Source organism: Blautia intestinalis, from assembly GCF_014297355.1.
In the GTDB taxonomy this organism is placed as follows: domain Bacteria; phylum Bacillota; class Clostridia; order Lachnospirales; family Lachnospiraceae; genus Blautia_A; species Blautia_A intestinalis.
In genome coordinates this window covers 281304-305555 of the sequence record NZ_JACOQE010000002.1, presented here as the reverse complement: position 1 = coordinate 305555, position 24252 = coordinate 281304, and the positions used below count along the sequence as shown (strand labels likewise).

The 24252-nt window shown below is 43.0% G+C and carries 24 protein-coding genes; all 24 read left to right on the top strand.

The features are described 5' to 3' along the window. Nucleotides 1-6 precede the first annotated feature (6 nt). The 24 genes from H8Z79_RS05525 to H8Z79_RS05410 all read left to right on the top strand — a co-directional run bounded on the left by H8Z79_RS05525 (nt 7) and on the right by H8Z79_RS05410 (nt 24236). Nucleotides 7-1029: an ABC transporter permease gene (locus H8Z79_RS05525; RefSeq protein WP_118039671.1), complete on the top strand. Its 1023-nt coding sequence runs from the start codon at nt 7-9 to the stop codon at nt 1027-1029. Next, on the top strand, nt 1029-2021 hold the full coding sequence (locus tag H8Z79_RS05520) for an ABC transporter permease (protein ID WP_118039672.1): 993 nt from the start codon (nt 1029-1031) through the stop codon (nt 2019-2021). The genes H8Z79_RS05525 and H8Z79_RS05520 overlap by 1 nt, the downstream gene beginning before the upstream one ends. Nucleotides 2022-2038: 17 nt before the next feature. Then, complete coding sequence (locus H8Z79_RS05515) at nt 2039-2785, top strand: glutamine amidotransferase (RefSeq protein WP_118039673.1); 747 nt, start codon at nt 2039-2041, stop codon at nt 2783-2785. A gap of 52 nt (nt 2786-2837) precedes the next feature. Then, a complete protein-coding gene (locus tag H8Z79_RS05510; RefSeq protein ID WP_015542575.1) occupies nt 2838-3425 on the top strand; it encodes an RpiB/LacA/LacB family sugar-phosphate isomerase in 588 nt (195 codons plus the stop codon). A gap of 64 nt (nt 3426-3489) precedes the next feature. Further along, nucleotides 3490-4368: a ribokinase gene (locus H8Z79_RS05505; protein ID WP_118039674.1), complete on the top strand. Its 879-nt coding sequence runs from the start codon at nt 3490-3492 to the stop codon at nt 4366-4368. Between the two features lie 93 nt (nt 4369-4461). Then, nucleotides 4462-4989: a YceD family protein gene (locus tag H8Z79_RS05500; protein ID WP_118039675.1), complete on the top strand. Its 528-nt coding sequence runs from the start codon at nt 4462-4464 to the stop codon at nt 4987-4989. A 3-nt stretch (nt 4990-4992) separates the two neighbouring features. Then, nucleotides 4993-5175 (top strand): 50S ribosomal protein L32, encoded by a 183-nt coding sequence (gene rpmF, locus H8Z79_RS05495; protein ID WP_005425421.1) that lies wholly within the window; start codon nt 4993-4995, stop codon nt 5173-5175. Nucleotides 5176-5357: 182 nt separating this feature from the next. Then, nucleotides 5358-6701 carry an MATE family efflux transporter gene (locus H8Z79_RS05490; protein ID WP_118039676.1) on the top strand — a complete coding sequence of 448 codons (1344 nt, stop codon included), beginning with the start codon at nt 5358-5360 and terminating at the stop codon, nt 6699-6701. An 18-nt stretch (nt 6702-6719) separates the two neighbouring features. Then, nucleotides 6720-8549, top strand: a complete 1830-nt coding sequence (locus tag H8Z79_RS05485) for an ABC-F family ATP-binding cassette domain-containing protein (protein ID WP_118039677.1) — start codon at nt 6720-6722, stop codon at nt 8547-8549. Nucleotides 8550-8698: 149 nt separating this feature from the next. After that, the gene (gene plsX, locus H8Z79_RS05480) at nt 8699-9733 is read left to right on the top strand and encodes a phosphate acyltransferase PlsX (protein WP_117942019.1); all 1035 of its coding nucleotides are present in this window, start codon (nt 8699-8701) and stop codon (nt 9731-9733) included. A gap of 20 nt (nt 9734-9753) precedes the next feature. Further along, a complete protein-coding gene (gene rnc, locus H8Z79_RS05475; RefSeq protein ID WP_072521246.1) occupies nt 9754-10425 on the top strand; it encodes a ribonuclease III in 672 nt (223 codons plus the stop codon). Nucleotides 10426-10454: 29 nt separating this feature from the next. After that, the gene (gene smc / locus H8Z79_RS05470; protein WP_118039678.1) at nt 10455-14015 is read left to right on the top strand and encodes a chromosome segregation protein SMC; all 3561 of its coding nucleotides are present in this window, start codon (nt 10455-10457) and stop codon (nt 14013-14015) included. Nucleotides 14016-14039: 24 nt separating this feature from the next. Beyond that, nucleotides 14040-14993 carry a signal recognition particle-docking protein FtsY gene (ftsY, locus tag H8Z79_RS05465; protein ID WP_178705574.1) on the top strand — a complete coding sequence of 318 codons (954 nt, stop codon included), beginning with the start codon at nt 14040-14042 and terminating at the stop codon, nt 14991-14993. Nucleotides 14994-15020: 27 nt separating this feature from the next. Next, nucleotides 15021-16232: a threonine ammonia-lyase gene (gene ilvA, locus H8Z79_RS05460; RefSeq protein ID WP_015542584.1), complete on the top strand. Its 1212-nt coding sequence runs from the start codon at nt 15021-15023 to the stop codon at nt 16230-16232. A 39-nt stretch (nt 16233-16271) separates the two neighbouring features. Continuing rightward, nucleotides 16272-18203, top strand: a complete 1932-nt coding sequence (locus H8Z79_RS05455; RefSeq protein WP_118039679.1) for a BMP family ABC transporter substrate-binding protein — start codon at nt 16272-16274, stop codon at nt 18201-18203. A gap of 8 nt (nt 18204-18211) precedes the next feature. Next, on the top strand, nt 18212-18829 hold the full coding sequence (locus H8Z79_RS05450) for a metallophosphoesterase family protein (protein ID WP_015542586.1): 618 nt from the start codon (nt 18212-18214) through the stop codon (nt 18827-18829). A gap of 79 nt (nt 18830-18908) precedes the next feature. Next, nucleotides 18909-19232: a YlxM family DNA-binding protein gene (gene ylxM, locus H8Z79_RS05445; protein WP_015542587.1), complete on the top strand. Its 324-nt coding sequence runs from the start codon at nt 18909-18911 to the stop codon at nt 19230-19232. 3 nt (nt 19233-19235) lie between these two features. Then, nucleotides 19236-20582: a signal recognition particle protein gene (ffh, locus tag H8Z79_RS05440; RefSeq protein WP_015542588.1), complete on the top strand. Its 1347-nt coding sequence runs from the start codon at nt 19236-19238 to the stop codon at nt 20580-20582. A gap of 45 nt (nt 20583-20627) precedes the next feature. Next, complete coding sequence (gene rpsP / locus H8Z79_RS05435; protein ID WP_015542589.1) at nt 20628-20873, top strand: 30S ribosomal protein S16; 246 nt, start codon at nt 20628-20630, stop codon at nt 20871-20873. A gap of 75 nt (nt 20874-20948) precedes the next feature. Continuing rightward, nucleotides 20949-21179: a KH domain-containing protein gene (locus tag H8Z79_RS05430; RefSeq protein WP_015542590.1), complete on the top strand. Its 231-nt coding sequence runs from the start codon at nt 20949-20951 to the stop codon at nt 21177-21179. Between the two features lie 50 nt (nt 21180-21229). Next, on the top strand, nt 21230-21736 hold the full coding sequence (rimM, locus tag H8Z79_RS05425) for a ribosome maturation factor RimM (protein ID WP_015542591.1): 507 nt from the start codon (nt 21230-21232) through the stop codon (nt 21734-21736). Next, nucleotides 21737-22501 (top strand): tRNA (guanosine(37)-N1)-methyltransferase TrmD, encoded by a 765-nt coding sequence (gene trmD, locus H8Z79_RS05420; RefSeq protein WP_015542592.1) that lies wholly within the window; start codon nt 21737-21739, stop codon nt 22499-22501. A gap of 11 nt (nt 22502-22512) precedes the next feature. Then, complete coding sequence (gene queA, locus H8Z79_RS05415; RefSeq protein ID WP_118039680.1) at nt 22513-23538, top strand: tRNA preQ1(34) S-adenosylmethionine ribosyltransferase-isomerase QueA; 1026 nt, start codon at nt 22513-22515, stop codon at nt 23536-23538. A 116-nt stretch (nt 23539-23654) separates the two neighbouring features. Further along, nucleotides 23655-24236 (top strand): DUF6553 family protein, encoded by a 582-nt coding sequence (locus tag H8Z79_RS05410; protein ID WP_072521236.1) that lies wholly within the window; start codon nt 23655-23657, stop codon nt 24234-24236. Nucleotides 24237-24252 lie beyond the last annotated feature (16 nt).

Genomic DNA, 24252 nt, shown 5'->3' with positions numbered 1-24252 from the left:
GGTCATATGAATAAAAAAATAAAGAAAATATTTCAGTCAAATGAACCGTATATTTTTCTTATCATAATTCTTCTCGGAATTGTGGTACAGATTCGATCCGGACAGTTTTTTACAGCAAATAATATTGTGGATCTTTTAAGTGCAATGATCGTACCGGGACTGTTTGCAATCGCAGAATTTATGGCACTGATCGCAGGTGGAATCGATGTTTCCTTCCCTGCGCTGGCATCTCTTTCTGCATATGCTACGACCAAGCTTCTTCTTGATAAGAATTACGAAGGAAATGTTCTTCTTGCATTTGTTATTGCAATCGCAATCGGTGCAGTACTTGGTGCAGTTAATGGATATTTTATCGGCTATCTGAACCTGAACGCAATGATCGTAACACTCGGTTCTGCAAGTATCTTTCAGGGTATTATGCAGGGTACTTTACGGGCAAATCAGCTTTCAGTGATTCCATCCGGAATGAAAAGCTTTGGTACAGCGGCATTTTTGACAGCAACCAACAAAACAAATGGACTGACATCCATCCTTCCGTATACTTTTATCATTCTTGTACTTGTATGCGCAGTTATGCATTTTGTACTGCATTACACTATTTTCGGACGTGGTATTTATGCAATCGGCGGAAACCCGCTGAGCGCACATACAGCTGGATTTAATGTAAAGAGAACCAAATTTATCATGTATATCATGATTGGTATGATTGCATCTGCAAGTGGTATCTGCCGTGTCTGCATGATGCAGCAGATGCATCCAACAAACATGCTTGGAATGGAAATGAACATTATCGCAGGTGTCGTTCTTGGCGGTGTGGCTCTTACTGGTGGTGCCGGTACACTAACAGGTTGCATTCTTGGTACTTTCCTGATCATTCTTGTACAGAACTCCATGATTCTTCTCGGAATCCCGACAACCTGGAGTGATGTATTTGTCGGACTTGTAATCGTGATCGGAGTATCTCTGACCGCATGGCAGTCAAACCGAACCTCTAAAAGCAAAAAGAAATCAGTAAAGGAGGGCGCATGATGAATAAGATCAAAAGTATTTACAAGAAAAATGAAGAAGTGACCCGTTTGCTGATCATCATGGCATTCTGGCTGATCTTCATGGCTTTTACACAGGCCAAAAAATTCTATACCGGAATGAACTTCCTTACTATGGCAGGACAGTTCCCGGAATACGGTCTTATGGCTCTGGGCGGTATGTTATGTATGATTACCGGAGGCATTGACCTCTCTGTAGTCGGTGCAGCGAATATGACATCCATCCTTACTGTATTTACCCTGACCAGATTTTTCGGAGCAGATGGAACTATGCCACTTGCTTTTTCAGTTGTGATCTTTATTATTGCAATTGTAGTTGGTATTATTGTTGGCAGTCTGAATGCTTTTCTGATTTCCAGACTTGGCGTCCCTCCGATTCTTGCAACTCTTGGCGTGAATGAGCTTTTGACAGGACTTTGTGTAGTTATGACCAATGGTTCTGCAATTTCTTCATTCCCAAAACAGTACTGCGATTTTTTCTCCGGAAATCTGCTTGGATTCATTCCGAGAAGACTCCTGGTGTTTATTATTGTTGCAATAATCATCTGGTTTATGCTGGAACATTGTACTTATGGTACAAAGCTTCGTCTTTACGGTACCAATGCACATGTTGCAAAATTTTCCGGAATCAATACAACAAAGCTGTTGTTCAGAACCTACATCACCTCATCTATCTGTGCTGCACTTGGCGGTCTGATGATGCTTGCGACTTATTCATCTGCAAGAGCTGATTATGGCACCAACTATACCATGCAGTCCATCCTGCTTGTCGTTCTCGGCGGAGTCAGTCCGAACGGTGGTAAAGGAAAAATTTCCGGTGTTATTACAGCAATTGTATTATTAAAGATGATCGAATCCGGTATCAACCGTTTCAGAAGTGTATCTACATATTATGTAACACTGATCTGGGGCGCTGTTTTGATCCTCGCTCTTGTAATCGATTATGTAAGCCAGAAACCAAAACATGCCAAATAACCTGAGAGGGACTTCATATGAGAAAAAAAGTGCTTTTTGTCGGTGAATCCTGGAGTGCCACATTAATGGAAGTCAAAGGATTCAACAGTTTTTATTCATCCAAATATGAAACAGGACTTGGATGGATCGATAAGGCAATCGAAAAAGCAGGATATGAATTTGTGTATATGCCAAATCACATTGCAAATGATCAGTTTCCCTTTACATTGGAAGAACTGAATGAATATTCCTGTATCGTTCTGTCAGATGTGGGAGCTGATACTTTGCTGATTCCTTCTGCTACTTTTGGTGCAAGTAAGATTCTTCCAAACCGCTGTCAGCTGATCAAAGAATATGTACTTGGTGGAGGCGGCCTTTTGATGATTGGTGGTTATATGACTTTTAACGGAGTCGGCGGACAGGGGAAATGGTGGGCTACACCGGTACAGGATGTCCTTCCGGTACAGCTTCTCCCATATGATGACCGTATGGAACACTGTGAAGGAGTTCGGGCAGAAGTAACACTTCCTGATCATCCGGTATTTGCCGAAATCGAGGGCGAATGGCCACCGGTACTTGGCTACAATAAGAGTACCATTAAGCCGGGTTCAGAACTTGCGGCAACTGTATGCGGTGATCCTTTTATAGCATTCGGAAGTTTCGGAGAAGGCAGATCTGCAGTTTTTTCCAGTGACTGTTCACCACACTGGGCTCCACCGGAATTCTGTAATTGGAAATATTACGATGTATTATTCAAAAACATTATTGATTATATTGTAAAATAAATATAGTCATAAATAATTGTGGTCACAAAGAAAAATAAAGGGAGGTATTGACATGAAGACAATCAAAGACAAACAGATTCTTGTAGGTGCTGATTTTGCTGGTTATCCGCTGAAAGAAGCAGTAGTGGCTCATCTGAAAGAATATGGATGGACGGTAACAGATGTCGGTGTCAGATCACCGGAAGATGATGATACAGATCTTATGTTCCACAGAATTGGTCTCCGTGTAGGTTCTATGATTTCTGAAGGAGAATTTGAACGTGCACTTATCTTCTGCGGAACAGGTATGGGAATTCACATTGCTGCAAGTAAGTGTCCGGGTGTTTCGGCTGGTGTAGTAGAAAGTGTTCCGGCCGCTCTTCGTGCAATTACCGGAAATGGTGTAAATGTCCTGGCTATGGGAGCTTTTTATGTAGCTCCGAAAATGGGATGTGACATTGCGGATGCATATTTAAGCCATAATCTTGGCGACGGATATGAGTACTGGCCGAATTTTTATGAATTCCATAAGCTTGCATGCGATGAATTAAATGCTTTTAATTATGAAGAATATAAAGCCAATGGATTCAAAGTGAAACATCTTGGAGATTATCCGCTTGATCTTGTAGATGATCCTACCCTTTTTGGCGGCAAAAAATAAATGATTGTAAGAATCATTCAACAGTCATATAATTAACAGGAAAAATATATAAGAGGTTTGAGACATGAAAGTATTAAATTTTGGTTCTCTTAATCTGGACTATGTGTACCAGGTGGAATCCATTCTGATTCCGGGAGAAACACAGGCATCAAAAAGCAGACAGACCTTTTGTGGCGGTAAAGGCCTGAACCAGTCTATCGCACTGGCAAAGGCTGGGATTCCTGTATATCATGCCGGGCTGATCGGAGAAGGCGGCGAACAGTTGCTTGAAGTATGCAGAGAAAACGGCGTAAATACAGAGTTTATTAAACAGATTTCGGGACTATGCGGTCATACGGTCATTCAGGTCGACCGGAATGGTCAGAACTGTATCCTTCTTTTTGGAGGATCCAACAGAAGTATGTCAAAAGAATTTGTAGATTCTGTACTGGATTCTTTTGAGGAAGGTGATATCCTTCTCCTTCAGAATGAAATCAATGAACTTGATTATATTATTGACCGTGCATATGAAAAGAAAATGATGATTATTTTGAATCCATCTCCGTTTGACAGTGCACTGGAAAGTTGTGATCTGTCCAAAATCAGCCTGTTTCTGATGAATGAGATTGAGGGATTCCAGATTACCGGAGAAAAGGAGCCGGACAAAATCCTTGCAAAGGTGAAAAAACTTTATCCAAATGCAAAAGTCGTTCTGACACTTGGGGGCGACGGTTCCGTATATCAGGATGAAACAGGAATTTACCGTCAGGGAATTTTTAAAGTAAAGGCTGTTGATACGACAGCGGCAGGGGATACATTTACCGGATATTTCATTTCATCTATTATTGATGGAATGCCTGTTCAGGACGGGCTCAAGCTTGCTGCAAAGGCATCTGCGATTGCAGTTTCCAGAGCCGGCGCGACGGCATCCATTCCTGTTCGGAGTGAAGTTGTGGAGAAATAAAACAGCGGAAAAATATAGAAATAAAAATAAAAATTTCGTTGACAAACAGCTACCTCCTATGTATAATTGATAAAGTGTGAATAGGAGAGAACTATGCAGATTCATTTATCAGATATTACAGACAGTGAGGGAAAACACATACAGCTTCAGTTGGAACTTGAGTTGGACAAGATTTCATTTCAGATGGGAAATTATCCGATTCTGGAGAAAACACCGGTAGAACTTGAGATTACAAATACAGGTAATAAAGTTCTTGAGCTGAAAGGAACCGGTAGTGTGACTGCAGGTATTCCGTGTGACCGTTGTCTGGAGCAGGTTGCTGTTAAGATTCCTTATGAGATTGATCAGAAGCTTGATATGAAGAAATCTGATACCGAAAGAGTACAGGATCTGGATGAGAACGACTATCTCACTGGCATGGACCTGGATGTGGACCGGTTGGTCTATCTTGAGGTACTGATGAGCTGGCCTTTGAAAGTCCTTTGCAGGGAAGACTGTAAGGGAATCTGCAGCCGATGCGGGAAGAATCTGAATAAAGGATCCTGCGGATGTGCTGAGGAACCAAAGGATCCACGTATGGCGGCTATCAGTGATATATTTAGTAAATTTAAGGAGGTGTAACCTATGTCCATATGTCCAAAGAACAAATCATCTAAAGCTAGACGTGATAAAAGACGTGCAAACTGGAAGATGAGCGCTCCGAATCTGGTAAAATGCAGCAAATGTGGTGCTCTGATGATGCCTCACAGAGTTTGTAAAGAATGCGGAAGCTACAACAAGAAAGAAATCGTGAAAGTTGAAGACTAATCACAGATTATGAGAAACAGAATCCTGATAGGGGTTCTGTTTTTTTCTATAAAGCTAAAAAGAGAGGCCGTCTTGTGTAAAAGAAATTTTATGCAGGTCGGTTTTTCTCTGCATTGCTTTTCAAACTTACCTCTGTTATACTTGTATAGATGAGGAATTCTTACAAATTATGGAGGGTTTATATGAAACAGAAGAATCAGATCACGGAGGGTGTGATCTGGAAACAGCTTTTAATTTTCTTTTTTCCGATTGTAATCGGAACTTTTTTTCAGCAGATATATAACACGGCCGACAGTATTGTTGTCGGTCGTTTTGTAGGTAAAGAGGCACTGGCGGCTGTTGGTGGATCTGTAAATCAGATCGTAATGCTGATTGTCGAGGTGTTTGTCGGACTGACTTCGGGAGCATCCGTTATTATGGCGCAGTTTTATGGCGCCAGAGACAGGCAAAATCTTAATAAAACATTACATACAGCCTATGCATTTGCAATTGTGACAGGTACAGTGGTCGGTATCATCGGTTTTCTGATTTCCCCCAATGTACTGGTCATGATGAAAACACCATCGGAACTGATGACAGATTCCATTATCTATCTGCACATTTATTTCTGCGGCATGATTTTTAATATTATCTATAACATGGGTGCTTCGATTCTGAGGGCGGTCGGTGATTCCAAAAGGCCATTGTATGTATTGATTATGACATGCGCATTAAATATTGCGCTGGATATTCTTCTTGTCGTATTCTTTCATATGGGTGTAATGGGTGTCGCACTTGCAACGGTGACCTGTCAGGGTATCAGTGCAGCCATGGTGACATGGATTCTGATGAAAGGAAATGATCTGTTTCATCTGAAACTCCGGGGAATCCGTTTTTACAGAGTATCCCTTCAGGCAGTTCTTAGAATCGGCATTCCGGCAGCACTGGAAGCAACGATGTACACGATTGCGAATCTGATCATTCAGGTGTTTGTCAACGAGCTTGGCACTGATACGGTGGCTGCCTGGGGAACCTTTGCAAAGATTGATGCAGTCTACTGGATGGTTGTCAATGCCTTTGGAATCTCGATCACAACCTTTGTCGGTCAGAATTTTGGCGCAGGGAAAGTGCGCAGGATGCGAAAAAGTGTGGGTGTATGCATGGTGATGGCATATGCGGGGGCGCTTCTGGTAAGCGGTGTCCTATATGCACTGGCAGGCCCTCTTTACCGTCTGTTTACGACGGACGAGGGTGTTGTTCGGATCGGTGTGGATATGATGCATTTCCTGCTTCCGTCATATTTTATGTATGTTGTGATCGGTATTTTGTCCGGTGCACTCCGTGGAGCGGGCCGGGTGCTGGTTCCGATGCTGCTTACATGCGGCGGTGTATGTATGATCCGTATTATATGGATGTTCGGTGTCTTCCCGACTCATTCCGGAATCAACACGATCATGCTGAGTTATCCGGTTTCGTGGGGAATTACCGCTGTTTTGTTTATTATTTATTATTTTATGAAATTCCCAAAAAAAGAATCACAGATTTAACGGCAAGGAGAAAAAGACATGAATGTTTTGAACCTGGAGCATATCAGTAAAATTTATGGAGATAAAGTGATCTTTGATAATATTTCCTGTGGGATCCATCAGGGAGACAAGATAGGAATCATCGGAATCAACGGAACGGGAAAGACAACATTTCTGCGGATCCTTGCAGGACTGGAAGAAGCAGATGACGGTCAGGTGATCATGCAGAATGGCCTGCGTATTAGTTTTCTTTCTCAGCATCCGACTTTCCCGGAAGGGGCTACGATTCTTTCCTATGTGACACAGGGTCAGAGAGAACAGAGCTGGAATCCGGAGACAGAAGCACATATGGTCCTGAATAAACTGGGAATCGAGGAGCACGAAGAAGAGATCGCACATCTTTCCGGCGGACAGAAAAAACGTGTAGCGCTGGCTGCCGTGCTTGTAAATCCCACCGATGTGCTGATCCTTGATGAGCCGACCAACCATCTGGATAATGAGATGGCGTCCTGGCTTGAAGATTATCTTAACCGCTTTAAGGGAATTGTGATCATGGTTACACATGACCGTTATTTTCTTGATCGCGTTACGAATAAGATACTGGAGATCAGCCACGGCAAACTTTACAGTTATGAAGCAAAGTATTCGGAATTTCTTGAATTAAAAGCCCAGCGTGAAGAAATGGAAATGGCTTCTGAGCGTAAAAAACAGAGTATCCTCCGTATGGAGATTGAATGGGCAAAACGTGGATGCCGTGCAAGAAGCACAAAGCAGAGAGCACGTCTTGACCGTCTGGAAGAAATGAAAAATTCGTCAGCGCCTGTACGGGATACCAATGTTGCAATTGATTCTGTCGAGACGAGAATGGGTAAAAAAACGATCGAGCTGCATCATATTTCAAAAAAATTCGGCGACCGTATATGCATCAGGGACTTTGATTATATTGTTCTGAAAAATCAGCGTCTTGGTATCATCGGGCCGAATGGCTGCGGAAAATCCACTCTTCTTAAAATCATAGCAGGAATCATTCAACCGGACAGCGGAGAGGTTGAGATCGGTGATACTATAAAGATTGGATATTTTTCACAGGAAATCGAAGATATGAATACTTCGCAGCGCGTTATTGATTATATCAAAGACGTTGCAGAGTTTATTCCGACAAAGGATGGACTGATCAGTGCATCAAAACTTCTTGAGCAGTTTCTGTTTGATGCTGCCATGCAGTATGCACCAATCGAGAAGCTTTCCGGTGGTGAAAAGAAGCGCCTCTATCTTTTGAAAGTACTCGCATCTGCACCAAACGTGCTGCTGCTTGACGAGATTACCAATGATATAGATATTCCTACACTGACGATTCTGGAAGATTATCTGAATTCTTTTGCAGGTATTGTGATCGCCGTATCGCATGACCGTTATTTTCTTGATAATCTTGCAGAGCGTATTTTTGAGTTTGACCGAGAAGGAAATCTCACACAGTATGAAGGCGGCTACACAGATTACCTTGAAGCAAAAAAGCGCAAAGGCCATTTTGAAGAAGCGCCGGCCACAAAATCTTCTGCCTCAAAAAATGTTTCTGCAGATTCTGCAGAAGAGAAAGAATCCGTAAAAACATGGAAACAAAATCGTCCTTCAAAACTGAAATTCAGTTACAAAGAGCAGCGTGAATTTGAAACGATTGATGATGATATTGCAGCGCTGGAGAGCAAAATTGAGAAACTGGATGCTGATATCATGGCTAATGCAACAAATTCCGGTAAGTTAAATGAACTTACACAGCAAAAAGAAGAAGCAGCGGTACAGCTTGAAGAAAAGATGGACCGCTGGGTGTATCTGAATGATCTTGCAGAACAGATTGAAGCACAGAAATAGAAAATTCTATATCTGATATATGGAATCAGCAGAATCAACCAGGAACAGGGTTGATTTTCTGCTGATTCTTTAGTATGATAAAGTTTGAGATTTTTTACAATCATTACAGAACATTTTTAAATAGATACAGAATATACAGGAGGAACAATATGGCAGAATTAGTAAAAGTTGTTGTAGATGCCATGGGCGGAGATCTTGCACCTGTGGAACCGGTCAGAGCTGCAGTGGACGCTGTGAAGGAGCGGGATGATATTCAGGTGATTCTTACAGGACAGGAGGAAGTGATCTATTCAGAACTTAAGAAATACCAGGATTATCCGACAGACAGGATTGAGGTGGTAAATGCAACAGAAGTAATCGAAACAGCAGAACCTCCGGTATTTGCAATCCGTAAGAAGAAAGATTCTTCCATCGTTGTCGGGCTGAAAATGGTCAAAGAACAAAAAGCAGATGCGTTTGTTTCGTCCGGAAGTACCGGAGCAGTTCTTGTAGGCGGGCAGGTGCTGGTGGGTAGAAGCAAAGGCGTTGAGAGACCGCCGCTTGCCCCGCTGATTCCGACCGCCAAGGGAGTCTCGCTTCTGATTGACTGTGGAGCAAATGTAGATGCAAGACCATCTCATCTGGTACAGTTTGCAAAAATGGGTTCCATCTATATGGAGCATGTTGTCGGAATCAAAAATCCACGTGTTGCGATTGTCAATAATGGTGCAGAAGAAGAAAAAGGCAATGCACTTGTCAAAGAGACCTTCCCGCTTCTTAAAGAAGCAGAGGGAATCAACTTTATCGGAAGTATTGAAGCAAGGGATATTCCAGCCGGCTATGCAGACGTTATTGTCTGCGAAGCTTTTGTCGGAAATGTCATTCTCAAACTTTATGAAGGTGTCAGCTCTGAGCTGATCCACAAAATAAAAGAAGGAATGATGAGTACCATGAAGAGCAAGATTGGAGCACTTCTGGTAAAACCTGCACTGAAACAGACTCTGAAGAGTTTTGATGCTACCGAATACGGTGGGGCTCCGCTTCTCGGACTCAAAGGACTTGTTGTCAAGACGCATGGAAGCGCGAAGGCTGTTGAGATCAAACACGCGATTTTCCAGTGTGTGCAGTTCAAACAGCAGAAGATCAACGAAAAAATTGCAGAACGTATTCAGCCGGTTCATTTTGAGGCACCGGATAAAGAATAACAAAAAAGAAGGAAAATAAAATGGAACAGTTGGAACAGATCATAGGATATACATTTCAGAACAAAAAACTGCTGAGACAGGCGCTGACACACAGTTCCTATGCAAATGAAAAAAAACTCGGAAAACTTGGATGTAATGAACGTCTGGAGTTTCTTGGAGATGCTGTACTTGAACTGATCAGCAGTGATTTTCTTTACAAAAAATTTCCGCAGATCCCGGAAGGTGAGCTGACAAAAAAACGTGCAAGTCTTGTGTGTGAACCAAGCCTGGCATATTGCGCAAGAGAATTCGGTCTTCCGGAATTTCTGCTTCTTGGTAAGGGAGAAAACATGACAGGAGGACGTAACCGTGATTCTATCGTTTCCGATGCGACAGAGGCGCTTCTTGGCGCAATCTACCTGGACGGTGGTTTTTCCAATGCGAAAAAATTTGTTCTGAATTTTATTCTGAATGATATTGAACATAAACAGCTTTTTTATGACAGCAAAACGATTCTTCAGGAGCTTGTACAGGAAAAGGGACTTCAGCCGATTGAATATGTTCTTACAGGTGAAGAGGGACCGGATCATGATAAATGCTTTACCGTAGTCGTTCAGGTTAACGGTCAGGTTGTGGGAAATGGCACGGGCCATACCAAAAAGGCAGCAGAACAGGCAGCTGCCTATCAGGCGATTCAGGAAAAGAAATTCTGACAGCCACAAATTAAACGGGCAGGTGAGATATGTATTTAAAGAATATTGAAGTATATGGCTTCAAATCCTTTGCTCAGAAAATCAACTTTGAATTTCACAACGGAATCACCGGAATCGTCGGACCGAACGGCAGTGGTAAGAGTAATGTTGGTGATGCAGTACGATGGGTACTCGGTGAACAGAGCGCCAAGCAGCTTCGAGGCGGAAATATGCAGGATGTCATATTTTCCGGTACAGAAAACAGAAAGCCTTTAAGCTTTGCATCTGTTTCAATCACACTGGATAACAGCGATCACAAACTTCCGGTAGACTATAACGAGGTGACTGTTGCCAGAAGACTTTACCGTTCCGGTGAAAGCGAATATCTGATCAATGGAAGCGGCTGCCGTCTGAAAGACATTCAGGAGATGTTTTATGATACCGGTATCGGTAAAGAAGGTTATTCTATTATCGGACAGGGACAGATTGACAAGATCCTGAGCGGTAAGCCGGAAGAACGACGGGAGCTTTTTGATGAGGCTGCCGGAATCGTTAAATTTAAACGAAGAAAAATAACCACACTCAAGAAATTGGATGAAGAAAGACAGAATCTTGTGCGTGTGACAGATATTTTAAGTGAGCTGACCAAACAGCTCGGACCTCTGGAACGTCAGTCTGAAACAGCCAGAATTTATCTTGCAAAAAGAGACGAACTGAAAGAACTGGATATCAACCTTTTCCTTCTGGATCACCAGCGTACAGGCGAACTTCTGAATGAGCTGGAAACAAAGCTTTCGCAGGCACAGCAGGAACTTGATGAGGCGCAGTCGGCATACGAACAGACAAAGGCAGAGTACGAGCGCCTGGAACAGGAACTGGAAGAGCTGAATACAAAGCTGGATGCGCTGAAAGAGGAACAGCAGGAAAATGCACTTCTCAAACAGCAGTATGAGGGGCAGGTCAAAGTCCTTGAAGAACAGATATCATCCGGCAGACAAAACAGTGAACATTTCAGATCACGTCTGACAGTGTTAAAAGACGATCTTCAGAAGCGAAGCAAAGAAAAAGAAAAGCTGACCGAAGAAAGGGCAGCTCTTTACAATAGATTAAAAGAAACCAGAGACAATCTGAAAAAAGAGACAGAATCTCTCGAAAATATTGTCTCCAATGTAGATGAATGTACACAGGCAGTGGAAGACGGCAAAAATGAGATCATTGAGATTCTCAACAGCCGTGCGACAACCAAAGGTAAAGCACAGCGATTTGATGCCATGATGGAACAGCTTGATATCCGTAAGGCAGAAGTCAGTCAGCGTATCCTTCGTTTGAAGAGTGAAGAAGCAATTCTGGAAAGTGACCGTGAGAAAGCGCAGAAACAATATGATGCGGTGACCAATGTAATTCAGTCAACCAATGCAGAATGTGTACGTCTCGATGAAGAAATCCATCAGATTCAGGAAAAATTAAAGAAACAGAATTCTCAGATGGAAATCGGACAAACTGCATATCACAGGGAGGCATCCCGTCTGGAATCTCTCCGCAACATTACAGAGAGGTATGATGGTTACGGTAACAGTATCCGCCGCGTTATGGAGCAAAAAAGCCGTGAACCGGGTATCCGGGGCGTAGTTGCCGATATTATTCATGTACAGAAAGATTATGAAGTTGCTATCGAGACAGCACTTGGTGGCAGTATCCAGAATATTGTTACAGATAATGAACAGACTGCGAAGCGTATGATCAGCTTTTTGAAGAAGAACCGCTACGGAAGGGCAACTTTCCTTCCGCTTTCCAATATCAGTGGACGTGGTGGCCTTGCGCAGAAAGATGTCCTGCGTGAACCGGGTGTTGTCGGAACAGCAAATACGCTTGTAGAAGCAGATGCTGAGTACAGCGAACTCGTTATGTATCTTCTTGGTCGTGTGCTGGTCGTAGATAATATTGACCATGCGATTGCTATTGGTAAAAAATACCGTCACAGTCTCCGTATGGTTACGATCGAGGGTGAATCTTTAAGCCCGGGCGGTTCCATGACAGGTGGTGCGTTCAAAAATAACAGTAATCTGCTCGGAAGACGACGTGAGATTGAAGAACTGGAGAGAAGCGTCGGAATCCTCAAGAAAGAACTTGAAGAGACGCAGCGTGCGATCGGTGAAAACCGCAGCAGACGTAATGTACTTCGAGATACCATTGCTGATTTCCAGCAGCAGCTGCAACAGCAGTATGTCGAGCAGAATACCGCAAAGATGAATCTTGCCCAGATTCAGGAAAAAGAAGATGAAATTCAGAGCAGTTACCGCCGGATCGAACGCGAACAGGAGGAATTGCGACAGCAGGCAGGCGAGATCCGTCAGGATCACAGCAGCATCGCCCGTGAACTGGAAGATTCCCAGAAAGATGAAAAAGAACTTGAAGTTTTCATCGAGACAAAGCAAAAAGAATTAGAGGAATGGAAGGCAGAAGAGACAGAAAAAAATCATGTACTTGAAAAGATCCGTCTGGAAGAATCATCTCTGGAGCAGCAGAACCATTTCCTTCAGGAAAATATCAGCCGTCTGGAAAATGAGATTGAAGCATACCACAGGGAGTCCGAAGAAATCACTGAAAATCTTTCCAGAAGTGCCGAAGAAATACATAAAAAAGAAGACGGTATTGAAGAACTCAAAAAAGCCGTTACCGAATGTACAGGTAAGGAAGAGGTTCTGGATGTCAGACGTATCGAATGGCAGGAAGAAAAGGAAAAACGCAGTACCAGCCACAAGTCTTTTTTCGAAAAGAGGGATCATCTCTCTGAAAAGACATCGTTGCTTGATAAAGAGTGTTTCCGTCTGCGCAGTCAGGCAGAAAAAATCGAAGAGCAGCGGGAATCCCAGATTTCCTATATGTGGGAAGAATATGAAATCACACCGAACAATGCCCTTCAGTACCGAAAAGAGGAGCTGACAGACCGGCAGACGATCAAAAAAGATGTTCTTCGTATCAAGGATGAAATCCGTAAGCTGGGTTCCGTCAATGTCAACGCAATCGAAGATTACAAAAATCTTCTTGAACGTCATACATTTTTATCCGCGCAGTACGAAGATATTGTCAAAGCAGAAGAAACACTGGAAGGAATCATTCAGGAGCTGGACGAGGGAATGCGCAAACAGTTTACTGAAAAATTCCGTGATATTCAGAGGGAATTTGACAAGGCCTTTAAAGAATTGTTCGGTGGCGGAAAGGGAACACTGGAGCTTGCAGAGGATGAGGATATTCTTGAAGCAGGAATCCGGATCATTTCACAGCCTCCCGGAAAGAAACTTCAGAATATGATGCAGCTTTCCGGTGGAGAAAAAGCACTGACGGCGATTGCCCTTCTTTTTGCGATCCAGAACCTGAAACCATCACCGTTCTGTCTTCTTGACGAGATTGAGGCAGCGCTGGATGATTCCAACGTCGGACGTTTTGCATCTTATCTTCAGAAATTAACAAAAAATACGCAGTTTATTATTATTACACACAGACGTGGTACGATGAATGCTGCGGACCGTCTGTATGGTATCACCATGCAGGAAAAAGGTGTTTCTACGCTGGTATCAGTAGATCTGGTAGAAAACCAGCTTACAAAATAAATTTATAAATAAGGAGGCATGAGTATGTCAGAAGAAAAGAAAGGCTTTTTTAAGCGGCTGGTCAGTGGACTGACCAAAACGCGTGACAATATCGTGGCTGGCTTTGATTCCATTTTCAGCGGATATTCCAGCATTGATGAGGATTTTTACGAAGAACTGGAAGAAATCCTCATCATGGGTGATATCGGAATCAATGCCACTTCATCCATCATTGAGCATCTGAAAGAACAGGTATCCGCCCAGCATATCAAAAACCCGATGGAATGCAAGCAGCTTCTGATCAACAGTATCAAAGAGCAGATGCGGGTTGACAGTACAGAATATGAGTTTGAAAACCGCAAATCCGTAATTCTTGTGATCGGCGTAAACGGAGTCGGAAAAACCACCTCCGTCGGTAAACTCGCCGGCAAACTCAAAGACCAGGGTAAGAAAGTTATCCTTGCAGCAGCAGATACATTCCGTGCAGCAGCAGGAGAACAGCTTGCACAGTGGGCATCGCGTGCAGGAGTAGACCTGATCGGCGGTCAGGAAGGTGCTGATCCGGCATCCATCGTCTATGACGCAGTGGCGGCAGCCAAAGCACGTAATGCGGATGTACTGATCTGCGATACAGCAGGACGTCTCCACAACAAGAAAAATCTGATGGAGGAACTTCGCAAAATCTATCGCATTCTTGAGAGAGAATATCCAGAAGCTTATCTTGAAACACTTGTTGTTCTGGATGGAACGACAGGACAGAATGCACTTGCTCAGGCAAAACAGTTTGCAGAAGTTGCAAATGTAAATGGTATTATCCTTACAAAACTGGACGGAACAGCCAAAGGCGGAATTGCAGTTGCAATCCAGTCCGAGCTCGATATTCCGGTAAAATATATTGGAGTTGGAGAAACGATCGACGATCTGCAGAAATTTGATGCTGATGCATTCGTAAATGCATTGTTTGATATTGACCAGAACGAATTACACACAGAAGAGTAGACCGAGGAAATTACAGGAGGAGCAAAAATGCTTACATTAGAGAGCTTTGAAGAGGCATCAGAAATTGTAAAAAAAGTAACTCAGGAAACCAAGCTGATCAAAAGCAGCTATTTTTCAGATCTCACCGGAAACAAAGTATATCTGAAACCAGAAAACATGCAGCGTACCGGTGCATACAAAGTACGTGGGGCATATTACAAGATCAGTACCCTGACAGATGAAGAGCGTGCAAAAGGTCTGATCGCAGCATCAGCAGGAAACCATGCACAGGGTGTGGCTTATGCGGCACACAAATTTGGAGCAAAAGCCGTGATCGTTATGCCGACCACCACACCACTTATCAAAGTAGAACGTACAAAGAGTTACGGTGCTGAAGTTATTCTGAAAGGTGACGTTTATGATGAAGCTTGTGCCTATGCACTGGAGCTTGCAGAAAAAGAGGGATATACCTTTATCCATCCGTTTGATGATCCTGCCGTTGCAACAGGCCAGGGTACAATTGCAATGGAAATTGTACAGGAGCTTCCTCTTGTAGATTACATTCTTGTTCCAATCGGCGGAGGCGGTCTTGCAACAGGTGTTTCCACACTTGCAAAACTCCTCAATCCACATATCAAAGTTATCGGTGTGGAGCCATCCGGAGCTGCATGTATGAAAGCATCGCTTGAAAAAGGTGAGGTCGTGACACTTCCACATGTAAATACGATTGCAGATGGTACCGCTGTGCAGACACCGGGAGAGCATATCTTCCCGTATCTGCAGGAAAATCTGGATGATGTGATCACAATTGATGATGATGAACTGATTGTTGCATTCCTTGATATGGTAGAAAATCATAAGATGATCGTAGAAAACTCCGGTCTTCTGACAGTTGCAGCACTCCGTCATCTGAACTTCACCGGTAAAAAGGTGGTATCTATCTTAAGTGGCGGTAACATGGATGTGATCACAATGTCCTCAGTGGTACAGCATGGACTGATTCAGAGAGACCGTATCTTTACCGTTTCCGTATTGATTCCGGACAAACCGGGTGAACTGGTGCGTGTAGCATCTATTATTGCGGAAAATCAGGGTAATGTCATCAAACTTGATCACAACCAGTTTATCAGTACTAACCGTTATGCGGCTGTGGAGCTGAAAGTAACGATGGAAGCATACGGTACAGAACATAAGAAAAAAATTGTACAGGCATTAGAAGATGCAGGATGCAGACCGAAAGTAATCCGCGCAAGCCTGTAAGTATCCCGTTATTCAGAATTCAGACAGAGGTGAATGAGTATGGCATCATTTACAATGGAAGATTATCAGAAAGCTTATAAACTCGGCAAAAAGGATTATCAGGCAAGAATGATGCGGGGGGAATTACCGACACTTCAGGTTCTTGATGATATCCTGCCTCCGAAGGGATCTTATTCTGAAGTTCCACTCGGACTTGTACAGATACCAATCGATCAGATAGTCGGAACAAAAAGTGATGGCAGGAGCAATGCTTTTGCCGGCAATTTTATGCCGATCTTAAGAGAAAACACAGAATTTGCATACAAATGGGCAACCTTAAGCCAGAGTCATATTGATAAAGGAATCCGTGAACCGATCAAAGCTTACGAATACATGAATAAATTTTATGTACAGGAAGGCAACAAACGTGTCAGCGTCCTGAAATATTTTGATGCGGTATCTGTGCCTGGATATGTGACCAGAATCCTTCCTCCGCGGACAGACCAGAAAGAAAATAAACTTTACTATGAGTTTGTGGATTTCTATGCAGTTACCCAGATCAATTATATCTGGTTTACGAAACCTGGAAGTTTTGTCAGACTTCAGGCTGCATTCGGCAAGGGGCCAAAAGATGTCTGGACAGATGATGACCGATTGCTGTTCAGCTCTGTTTATTCGCGTTTTTCAATAGAATATGAAGCACTTGGCGGAAAGAAACTGTCTATCACGACCGGAGATGCATTTCTTGCATTCCTGACAATTTATAATTATGAAGTGATTGATCAGAAAACTACCAATGAAATGAAAGAACTGGTTGCAAAAACCTGGGAAGAATTCAAACTTCTGGAACACAATCAGGAAATTGATCTCAAGATGGATCCGTCCAGAATCGAAAAGAAATCTCTGCTGGATCGGTTGCTTCCGGCAAGTACGCCGAAGCTGAAGATTGCATTTTTGTATGCAAAGACACCGGCTACTTCTGCGTGGACCTACGCGCATGAACTTGGAAGACTGCATCTGGAACAGACTTTCCCGGAAGAAGTCACAACAGAATGCTATGAAAATCTTACACAGGATCTTGCAGAAAAAGCAATTTACGAAGCCATCCGAAAGGACTGCAACATTATTTTTACAACTACACCGGAGTTTGTAAAAGCAAGTGTGCAGGCGGCTATCGACCATCCAAATGTAAAAATCCTGAACTGTTCGCTGAATACATCACACCGTTATATCCGTACTTATTATGCACGTATGTATGAAGCCAAGTTTCTTATGGGAGCTGTTGCCGGAGCAATGTCCGAAAACGGACAGCTTGCATACATTGCAGATTATCCGATTTTCGGTACCATTGCGAATATCAATGCATTCGCACTGGGGGCAAAGATGATAAATCCCCGTGCAAGGGTTTATCTGGAATGGTCTACATTAAAAGATGTAGATATCAGGCTTGCCATGGAAAATGTTCAGAAAAAGGGTGTTACCGTTGTTTCTGGTAAAGATATGGTTATTCCGGAAGATGCATCCCGCTATTTCGGGTTGTATCATCTGACAGAAGAGGGACCGCACAATCTGGCAATGCCGCTCTGGCACTGGGGCAAATTTTATGAGCAGCTGATCCGCACGATCATGGATGGTACATGGAAATATGATGACAACAAAGATGAGACGAAAGCAATCAATTACTGGTGGGGACTTTCTGCAGAAGTAATTGATGTGATCTATTCACAGAAACTTCCGATTGGTACACAGAAACTGCTTTCTATGTTAAAACATGCGATTGCGACTGGAGAATATCATCCGTTTTCGGGGATTCTGTATTCACAGGATGGTATGATACAGTCAGATCCGAACAAAATTCTTTCACCGGAAGAGATCATTACCATGAACTGGCTGGCAGATAATGTTGTCGGTGCGATTCCGGCATCATGGGAACTGACTGAGCAGGCAAAACCGGTTACGGAACAATCCGGTGTGGAGAAACAGAAGGGATAAGCAGTTTTATGAAAATACTTGCCATAGCAGATGAAGAATCAAAATATCTGTGGGATTATTTCGAAAAGAGCAAGCTTGAGGGAATTGACCTGATCATTTCCTGCGGGGATCTGGATCCGAGGTATCTTTCCTTTCTTGCAACGTTTACTTCGGCTCCCGTTCTGTATGTACATGGAAATCATGATGACAAATATGAACGGATCCCACCGGACGGATGCATCTGCATTGACGATAAAATTTATGTTCATGAGGGTGTCCGCATCATGGGACTCGGCGGTTCCATGAGATATAAGCCCGGGCAATATCAGTATACGGAGCGGCAGATGCGGCACAGAGTCTTCAAACTTCTTCCGAAGATACTCTGGAGAAGGGGATTTGATATTCTTGTCACGCATGCGCCGGCTTATCAGCTGAATGATGCCAGAGATCTTCCTCATCAGGGCTTTAAAATCTTTCGTAGCCTGATCGAAAAGTATCATCCGAAATACTTCCTTCATGGACATGTGCATATGTCTTACGGAAGACAGCACAAACGATATGACAAATATATGGATACACATGTGATCAATGCATATGACCGCTGTGTATTTGAGTTTGAAGCGGAAAATCCGGCAGACACTTTATAAAAAATAAAAAACTTCGATGTCAAGAAAAAATACTTGACACACCAATATAAATCATGTATGATAGCCAAGGTGGTTACAAATGGAAAAGTTTGTTGAACAGACATTGTTATACGATTTTTATGGAGAACTGCTTACAGAACGGCAGCAGCAGGTATATGAAAGCGTAGTTCTGGAAGATTACTCCTTAAGCGAAGTGGCTGAAGATCTCGGAATCAGTCGGCAGGGCGTACATGATATGATCAAACGATGTAATCATACGCTGGAAGATTATGAAGCAAGACTTCATCTGGTTGAGAAATTTGTAAATATCCGCAGGCAGGTACAGAAAATTCAAAAGCTTGCCTCAGGGTACGGTGCCAGTGATATTTCAGAAATCTCCAGTGAGATATTAGAGGAGTTATAAAGTATGGCATTTGAAAGCTTGACAGATAAATTACAAAATGTTTTCAAAAAGCTCCGCGGTAAGGGACGTCTTACAGAAGAGGATGTTAAAGTTGCTTTAAAAGAAGTAAAGATGGCTCTTCTGGAAGCGGATGTTAACTTCAAGGTTGTTAAGCAGTTTACGAAGGCGGTTCAGGAACGTGCGGTAGGACAGGACGTTATGAACGGTCTGAATCCCGGTCAGATGGTAATCAAGATTGTAAACGAAGAACTTGTAAGTCTGATGGGAAGTGAGACAACCGAGCTTCCGCTGAAGCAGGGAAACGAAATCACTGTTATTATGATGGCTGGTCTGCAGGGCGCCGGTAAGACAACGACCGTTGCCAAACTTGCAGGTAAATTAAAATCCAAAGGCAAAAGACCGCTTCTGGTTGCCTGTGACGTTTATCGTCCGGCTGCGATCACACAGCTTCAGGTCAATGGAGAGAAGCAGGGAGTAGAAGTCTTTTCCATGGGTGATAAACAAAACCCGGTTGATATTGCGAAAGCAGCCATCGAGCACGCAAAAGCAAATCAGCAGAATGTAGTACTTATTGATACCGCAGGACGTCTTCATGTGGATGAAAACATGATGCAGGAACTTGCAGATATCAAGGCAAATGTCAATGTAGACTGTACACTTCTGACAGTGGATGCAATGACAGGTCAGGATGCAGTAAATGTTGCAAAGACTTTTGCTGAAAAGGTTGGCATTGACGGAGTCATCCTTACCAAGATGGATGGTGATACCCGTGGTGGTGCGGCACTTTCCATTAAAGCAGTTACAGGAAAACCGATTCTTTATGTCGGTATGGGAGAGAAGCTTTCCGATCTCGAACAGTTCTATCCGGAACGAATGGCATCCCGAATCCTCGGCATGGGAGATGTAATGAGCCTTATTGAGAAGGCTGAGGCAGCTCTTGATCAGGATCAGGCAGCTGAGATGCAGAAAAAGCTTAAAAAGATGGAGTTTGACTTCAACGATTACCTCACCAGTATGGAACAGATGAATAAAATGGGAGGTATCGGCAGTGTTTTAAATATGCTTCCGGGTGTAGGCAGTAAGATGAAAGATCTGGAAGGCATGATTGATGAAAAAGCACTCGACAGAACGAAAGCGATCATTCTTTCCATGACACCTAAAGAAAGAAGTAATCCGGGAATCCTGAATCCTTCCCGCAAAAACAGAATTGCCAGAGGTGCAGGCGTGGATATTACAGAAGTAAACCGTCTGGTCAAGCAGTTCGAACAGAGTCGAAAGCTTATGAAGCAGATGCCCGGTATGATGGGCGGTAAAATGGGTAAAAGAGGCGGCTTCAAGCTTCCTTTTTAATAAATGTAAATACAAACAAAGATATTATAATGGAGGAAAACAAAAATGGCAGTAAAAATCAGATTAAGAAGAATGGGACAGAAGAAAGCACCTTTTTATAGAATCGTAGTTGCAGATTCCCGCAGCAAACGTGACGGAAAATGCATCGCTGAAATCGGAACATATGATCCGAACATCGAGCCAAGTGCTTACAAAGTAAACGAAGAAGAAGCTAAAAAATGGCTTGCTGCAGGTGCTCAGCCTACAGACGTTGTTGCTAAGATCTTCAAAGAAGCAGGAATCGAGAAATAAGAAATACTTCCGAAGCTATTATGTTAGAAGGTATTTCTGTGAAGTCCTTTCATAGACAGTACAGGGAGGTATGTAATGAAAGAATTGGTTGAAGTAATTGCAAAGTCTCTTGTAGAACATCCGGATGAGGTGGTTGTCACCGAAAACGAAAAAGATGATGCAGTTATCATCGAACTGAAAGTAGGACCTTCCGACATGGGAAAGGTCATCGGAAGACAGGGACGTATTGCCAAGGCAATCCGTACTGTAGTAAAAGCGGCTTCTTCAAAGAGCAGCAAAAAAGTAATTGTAGACATTCTGCAATAAAAAGGATCGGAGCTGTGGAGACATAGCTCCTTTTTTAAAGGGAGTTTTTTATGGAAGATTTATTAAAAGTCGGCGTGATCACCACAACTCACGGAGTTCGCGGCGAAGTCAAAGTTTTTCCTACAACAGATGACGCGGAACGTTTTCTTGAGCTGGAATATGTACTTCTGGACACCGGCAGGGAACTTCGCAGACTGGACATCAAAAATGTCCGGTTTTTTAAGAACCTTGTCATTTTAAAATTCGATGGCATTGACAATATTAATGACATCGAAAAATACAAAGGAAAAGATCTCTGGATACCGCGAGAAGAAGCACAGGAGCTGGGCGAGGATGAATACTATATTGCGGATCTTCAGGGATTGAACGTTGTCCTCGAAGACGGAACAGAATTCGGAACGCTTCGCGATGTCATGGAGACAGGAGCAAATGATGTTTATATCATTGACTCAAATGAGCATGGAGAAGTTCTTCTTCCGGCGATCAAAGAATGTATTCTTGATGTAGATCTTGAGAAAAATACCATGACAGTACATTTGATGAAGGGGCTTTTATAAATGAATTTTCACATTTTAACACTTTTTCCGGAGATGATCGAGCAGGGGATGCATACGAGTATCATCGGGCGTGCGATTGCAGGCGGTTATCTTTCTATAAATGCTGTAAATATCCGTGATTATGCTTTTAACAAGCACCAGAAAGTAGATGATTATCCATATGGAGGCGGGGCCGGAATGCTGATGCAGGCAGAGCCGGTCTATCTTTCATATGAAGCTATCAAAGAAAAAATCGGTTATCGTCCAAGAGTCGTTTATCTGACCCCTCAGGGAAAAGTCTTTCATCAGGAGATGGCGAAAGAGCTTGCCAAAGAAAGAGATTTGGTATTTCTTTGCGGCCATTATGAGGGTATTGATGAGCGTGTACTGGATGAAATCGTCACTGACTATGTATCGATCGGTGATTATGTACTGACCGGAGGCGAGCTTCCGGCAATGGTTATGATGGATTCCATTTCCCGAATGGTGCCCGGGGTTCTGAGCAATCAGGAATCCGGTGAGACAGAGTCTTTTGCCGGTAATCTTCTCGAATACCCGCAGTACAGCCGTCCGGAAGAATGGCATGGGCAGAAGGTTCCTCCGGTGCTTCTTTCCGGACATCACGCCAATATCGAGGCATGGAGACGTGAGCAGTCGGTCATGCGAACAGCAAAGAGACGACCGGATCTTCTTAAAAAAGCAGACCTGACAAACAAAGAATGGAGTCAGGTACGTCAATGGAAAAAAGAGTGGAAAGCCGCAGAAAATGAGGCTTCAAAGGAATAAAGGAGCAGTTTATGAAAACATCAGATTTTTATTATGATCTGCCGAAAGAACTGATTGCACAAGATCCGCTGGAGGACAGAAGTTCTTCCAGACTTCTTCATCTTTCAATGGAAGACGGATCTTTTGAACATAGACATTTTACGGACATTCTCGACTATCTTAAGGAAGGAGATTGTCTGGTAATTAATGATACAAGAGTCATTCCGGCCAGATTGTACGGACATAAAGAAGAAACAGGAGCACTTATTGAGATTCTTCTTCTGAAACGCAAAGAAAATGATATCTGGGAATGTCTTGTAAAACCAGGAAAGAAAGCACGCCCGGGAGCAAAGATTACATTTGGTGACGGAATCCTGACAGGAGAGATCATCGATATTGTCGATGAGGGAAACCGTCTGATCCAGTTTCATTATGATGGGATTTTTGAAGAAATTCTCGACCAGCTCGGTGAAATGCCGCTTCCTCCATATATCACACATAAATTAAAAGACAAAAACCGTTACCAGACTGTTTATGCAAAGAATGACGGTTCTGCGGCAGCTCCGACAGCCGGTCTTCATTTCACGAAAGAATTGATGAAGCAGGTCGAAGAAAAAGGAGTAAAGATTGCGCATGTAACTTTGCATGTCGGTCTTGGTACTTTTCGTCCGGTAAAAGTTGACAATGTAGAAAGTCATCATATGCATTCTGAATTTTATATGGTAGAAGAAGACCAGGCAAAACTGATCAACGATACCAAAAAGAACGGCGGAAGAGTAATTTCCGTAGGAACGACAAGCTGCCGTACACTGGAATCCGCAACTGATGAAAATGGTATTCTCCATGCTGGAAGTGGATGGACAGAAATTTTTATTTATCCGGGTTACAAGTTTAAAATGATCGATGGACTGATCACAAATTTCCATCTTCCGGAATCTACACTGCTTATGTTGGTTTCTGCACTTGCAGGAAAAGAATATATCATGGCAGCTTACGAAGAAGCAGTAAAAGAACGTTACCGCTTTTTCTCCTTTGGGGATGCCATGCTGATCCTCTAAAAACAGGACTACCCTTTTTTACTTCAATTTGCTATAATAGGCATATTGAGGAGAAAAAGGGTTTTTTTATATCTGAAATCTGATCAAAAGAATATACCATCAAAGGAGAAGGACATATGGATACACCAATTATCGCACAGTATTATAGAGAGACCGAACCGAAAAAACGTAAACAACTTCTGGATCAGGCCATTGCATCCGGAGAGGATCAGGAAGCAAATGAAATCCGCCGTGAAATCTATGAGGCACGGTACAAAAATACCACAAATGATGGCGGCATTGCTGACGGTTATCTGAAATTCTGGATGGCTCTTGAGTTTAACCGCAATGCCGGTCACAAAATATTTGGTCCGGGAAAAGCACAGAAGGAAATCCTGAAAGAACTCGATGATGTCAAATTTCGTGAAATTCGTGCCAAAAGTCCGCTTCACGAAGAGCTTCTTTACAGAGAGTGCAAGCATCTCGTGAAATTTTACATGACTCTCTGTGCGCAGGACAAAAACTACAACAGTATTCTTTGTGGGCTTATCACTATCAAAAAAGAAAGTTCCGAAGCCAAAATGAAGAGAGATATTTATGAGACAGCCATCCGTCTTCCAAAGGATCTTAATCTGGAAGAAGAGCTGGCACTTGTCACAAAAGCCGCTCATGAAGTTTATGGGCAGGAATATCCGGAAGAGAGCGGATTCCCGGAATAAATACGTTCTGTCAAGA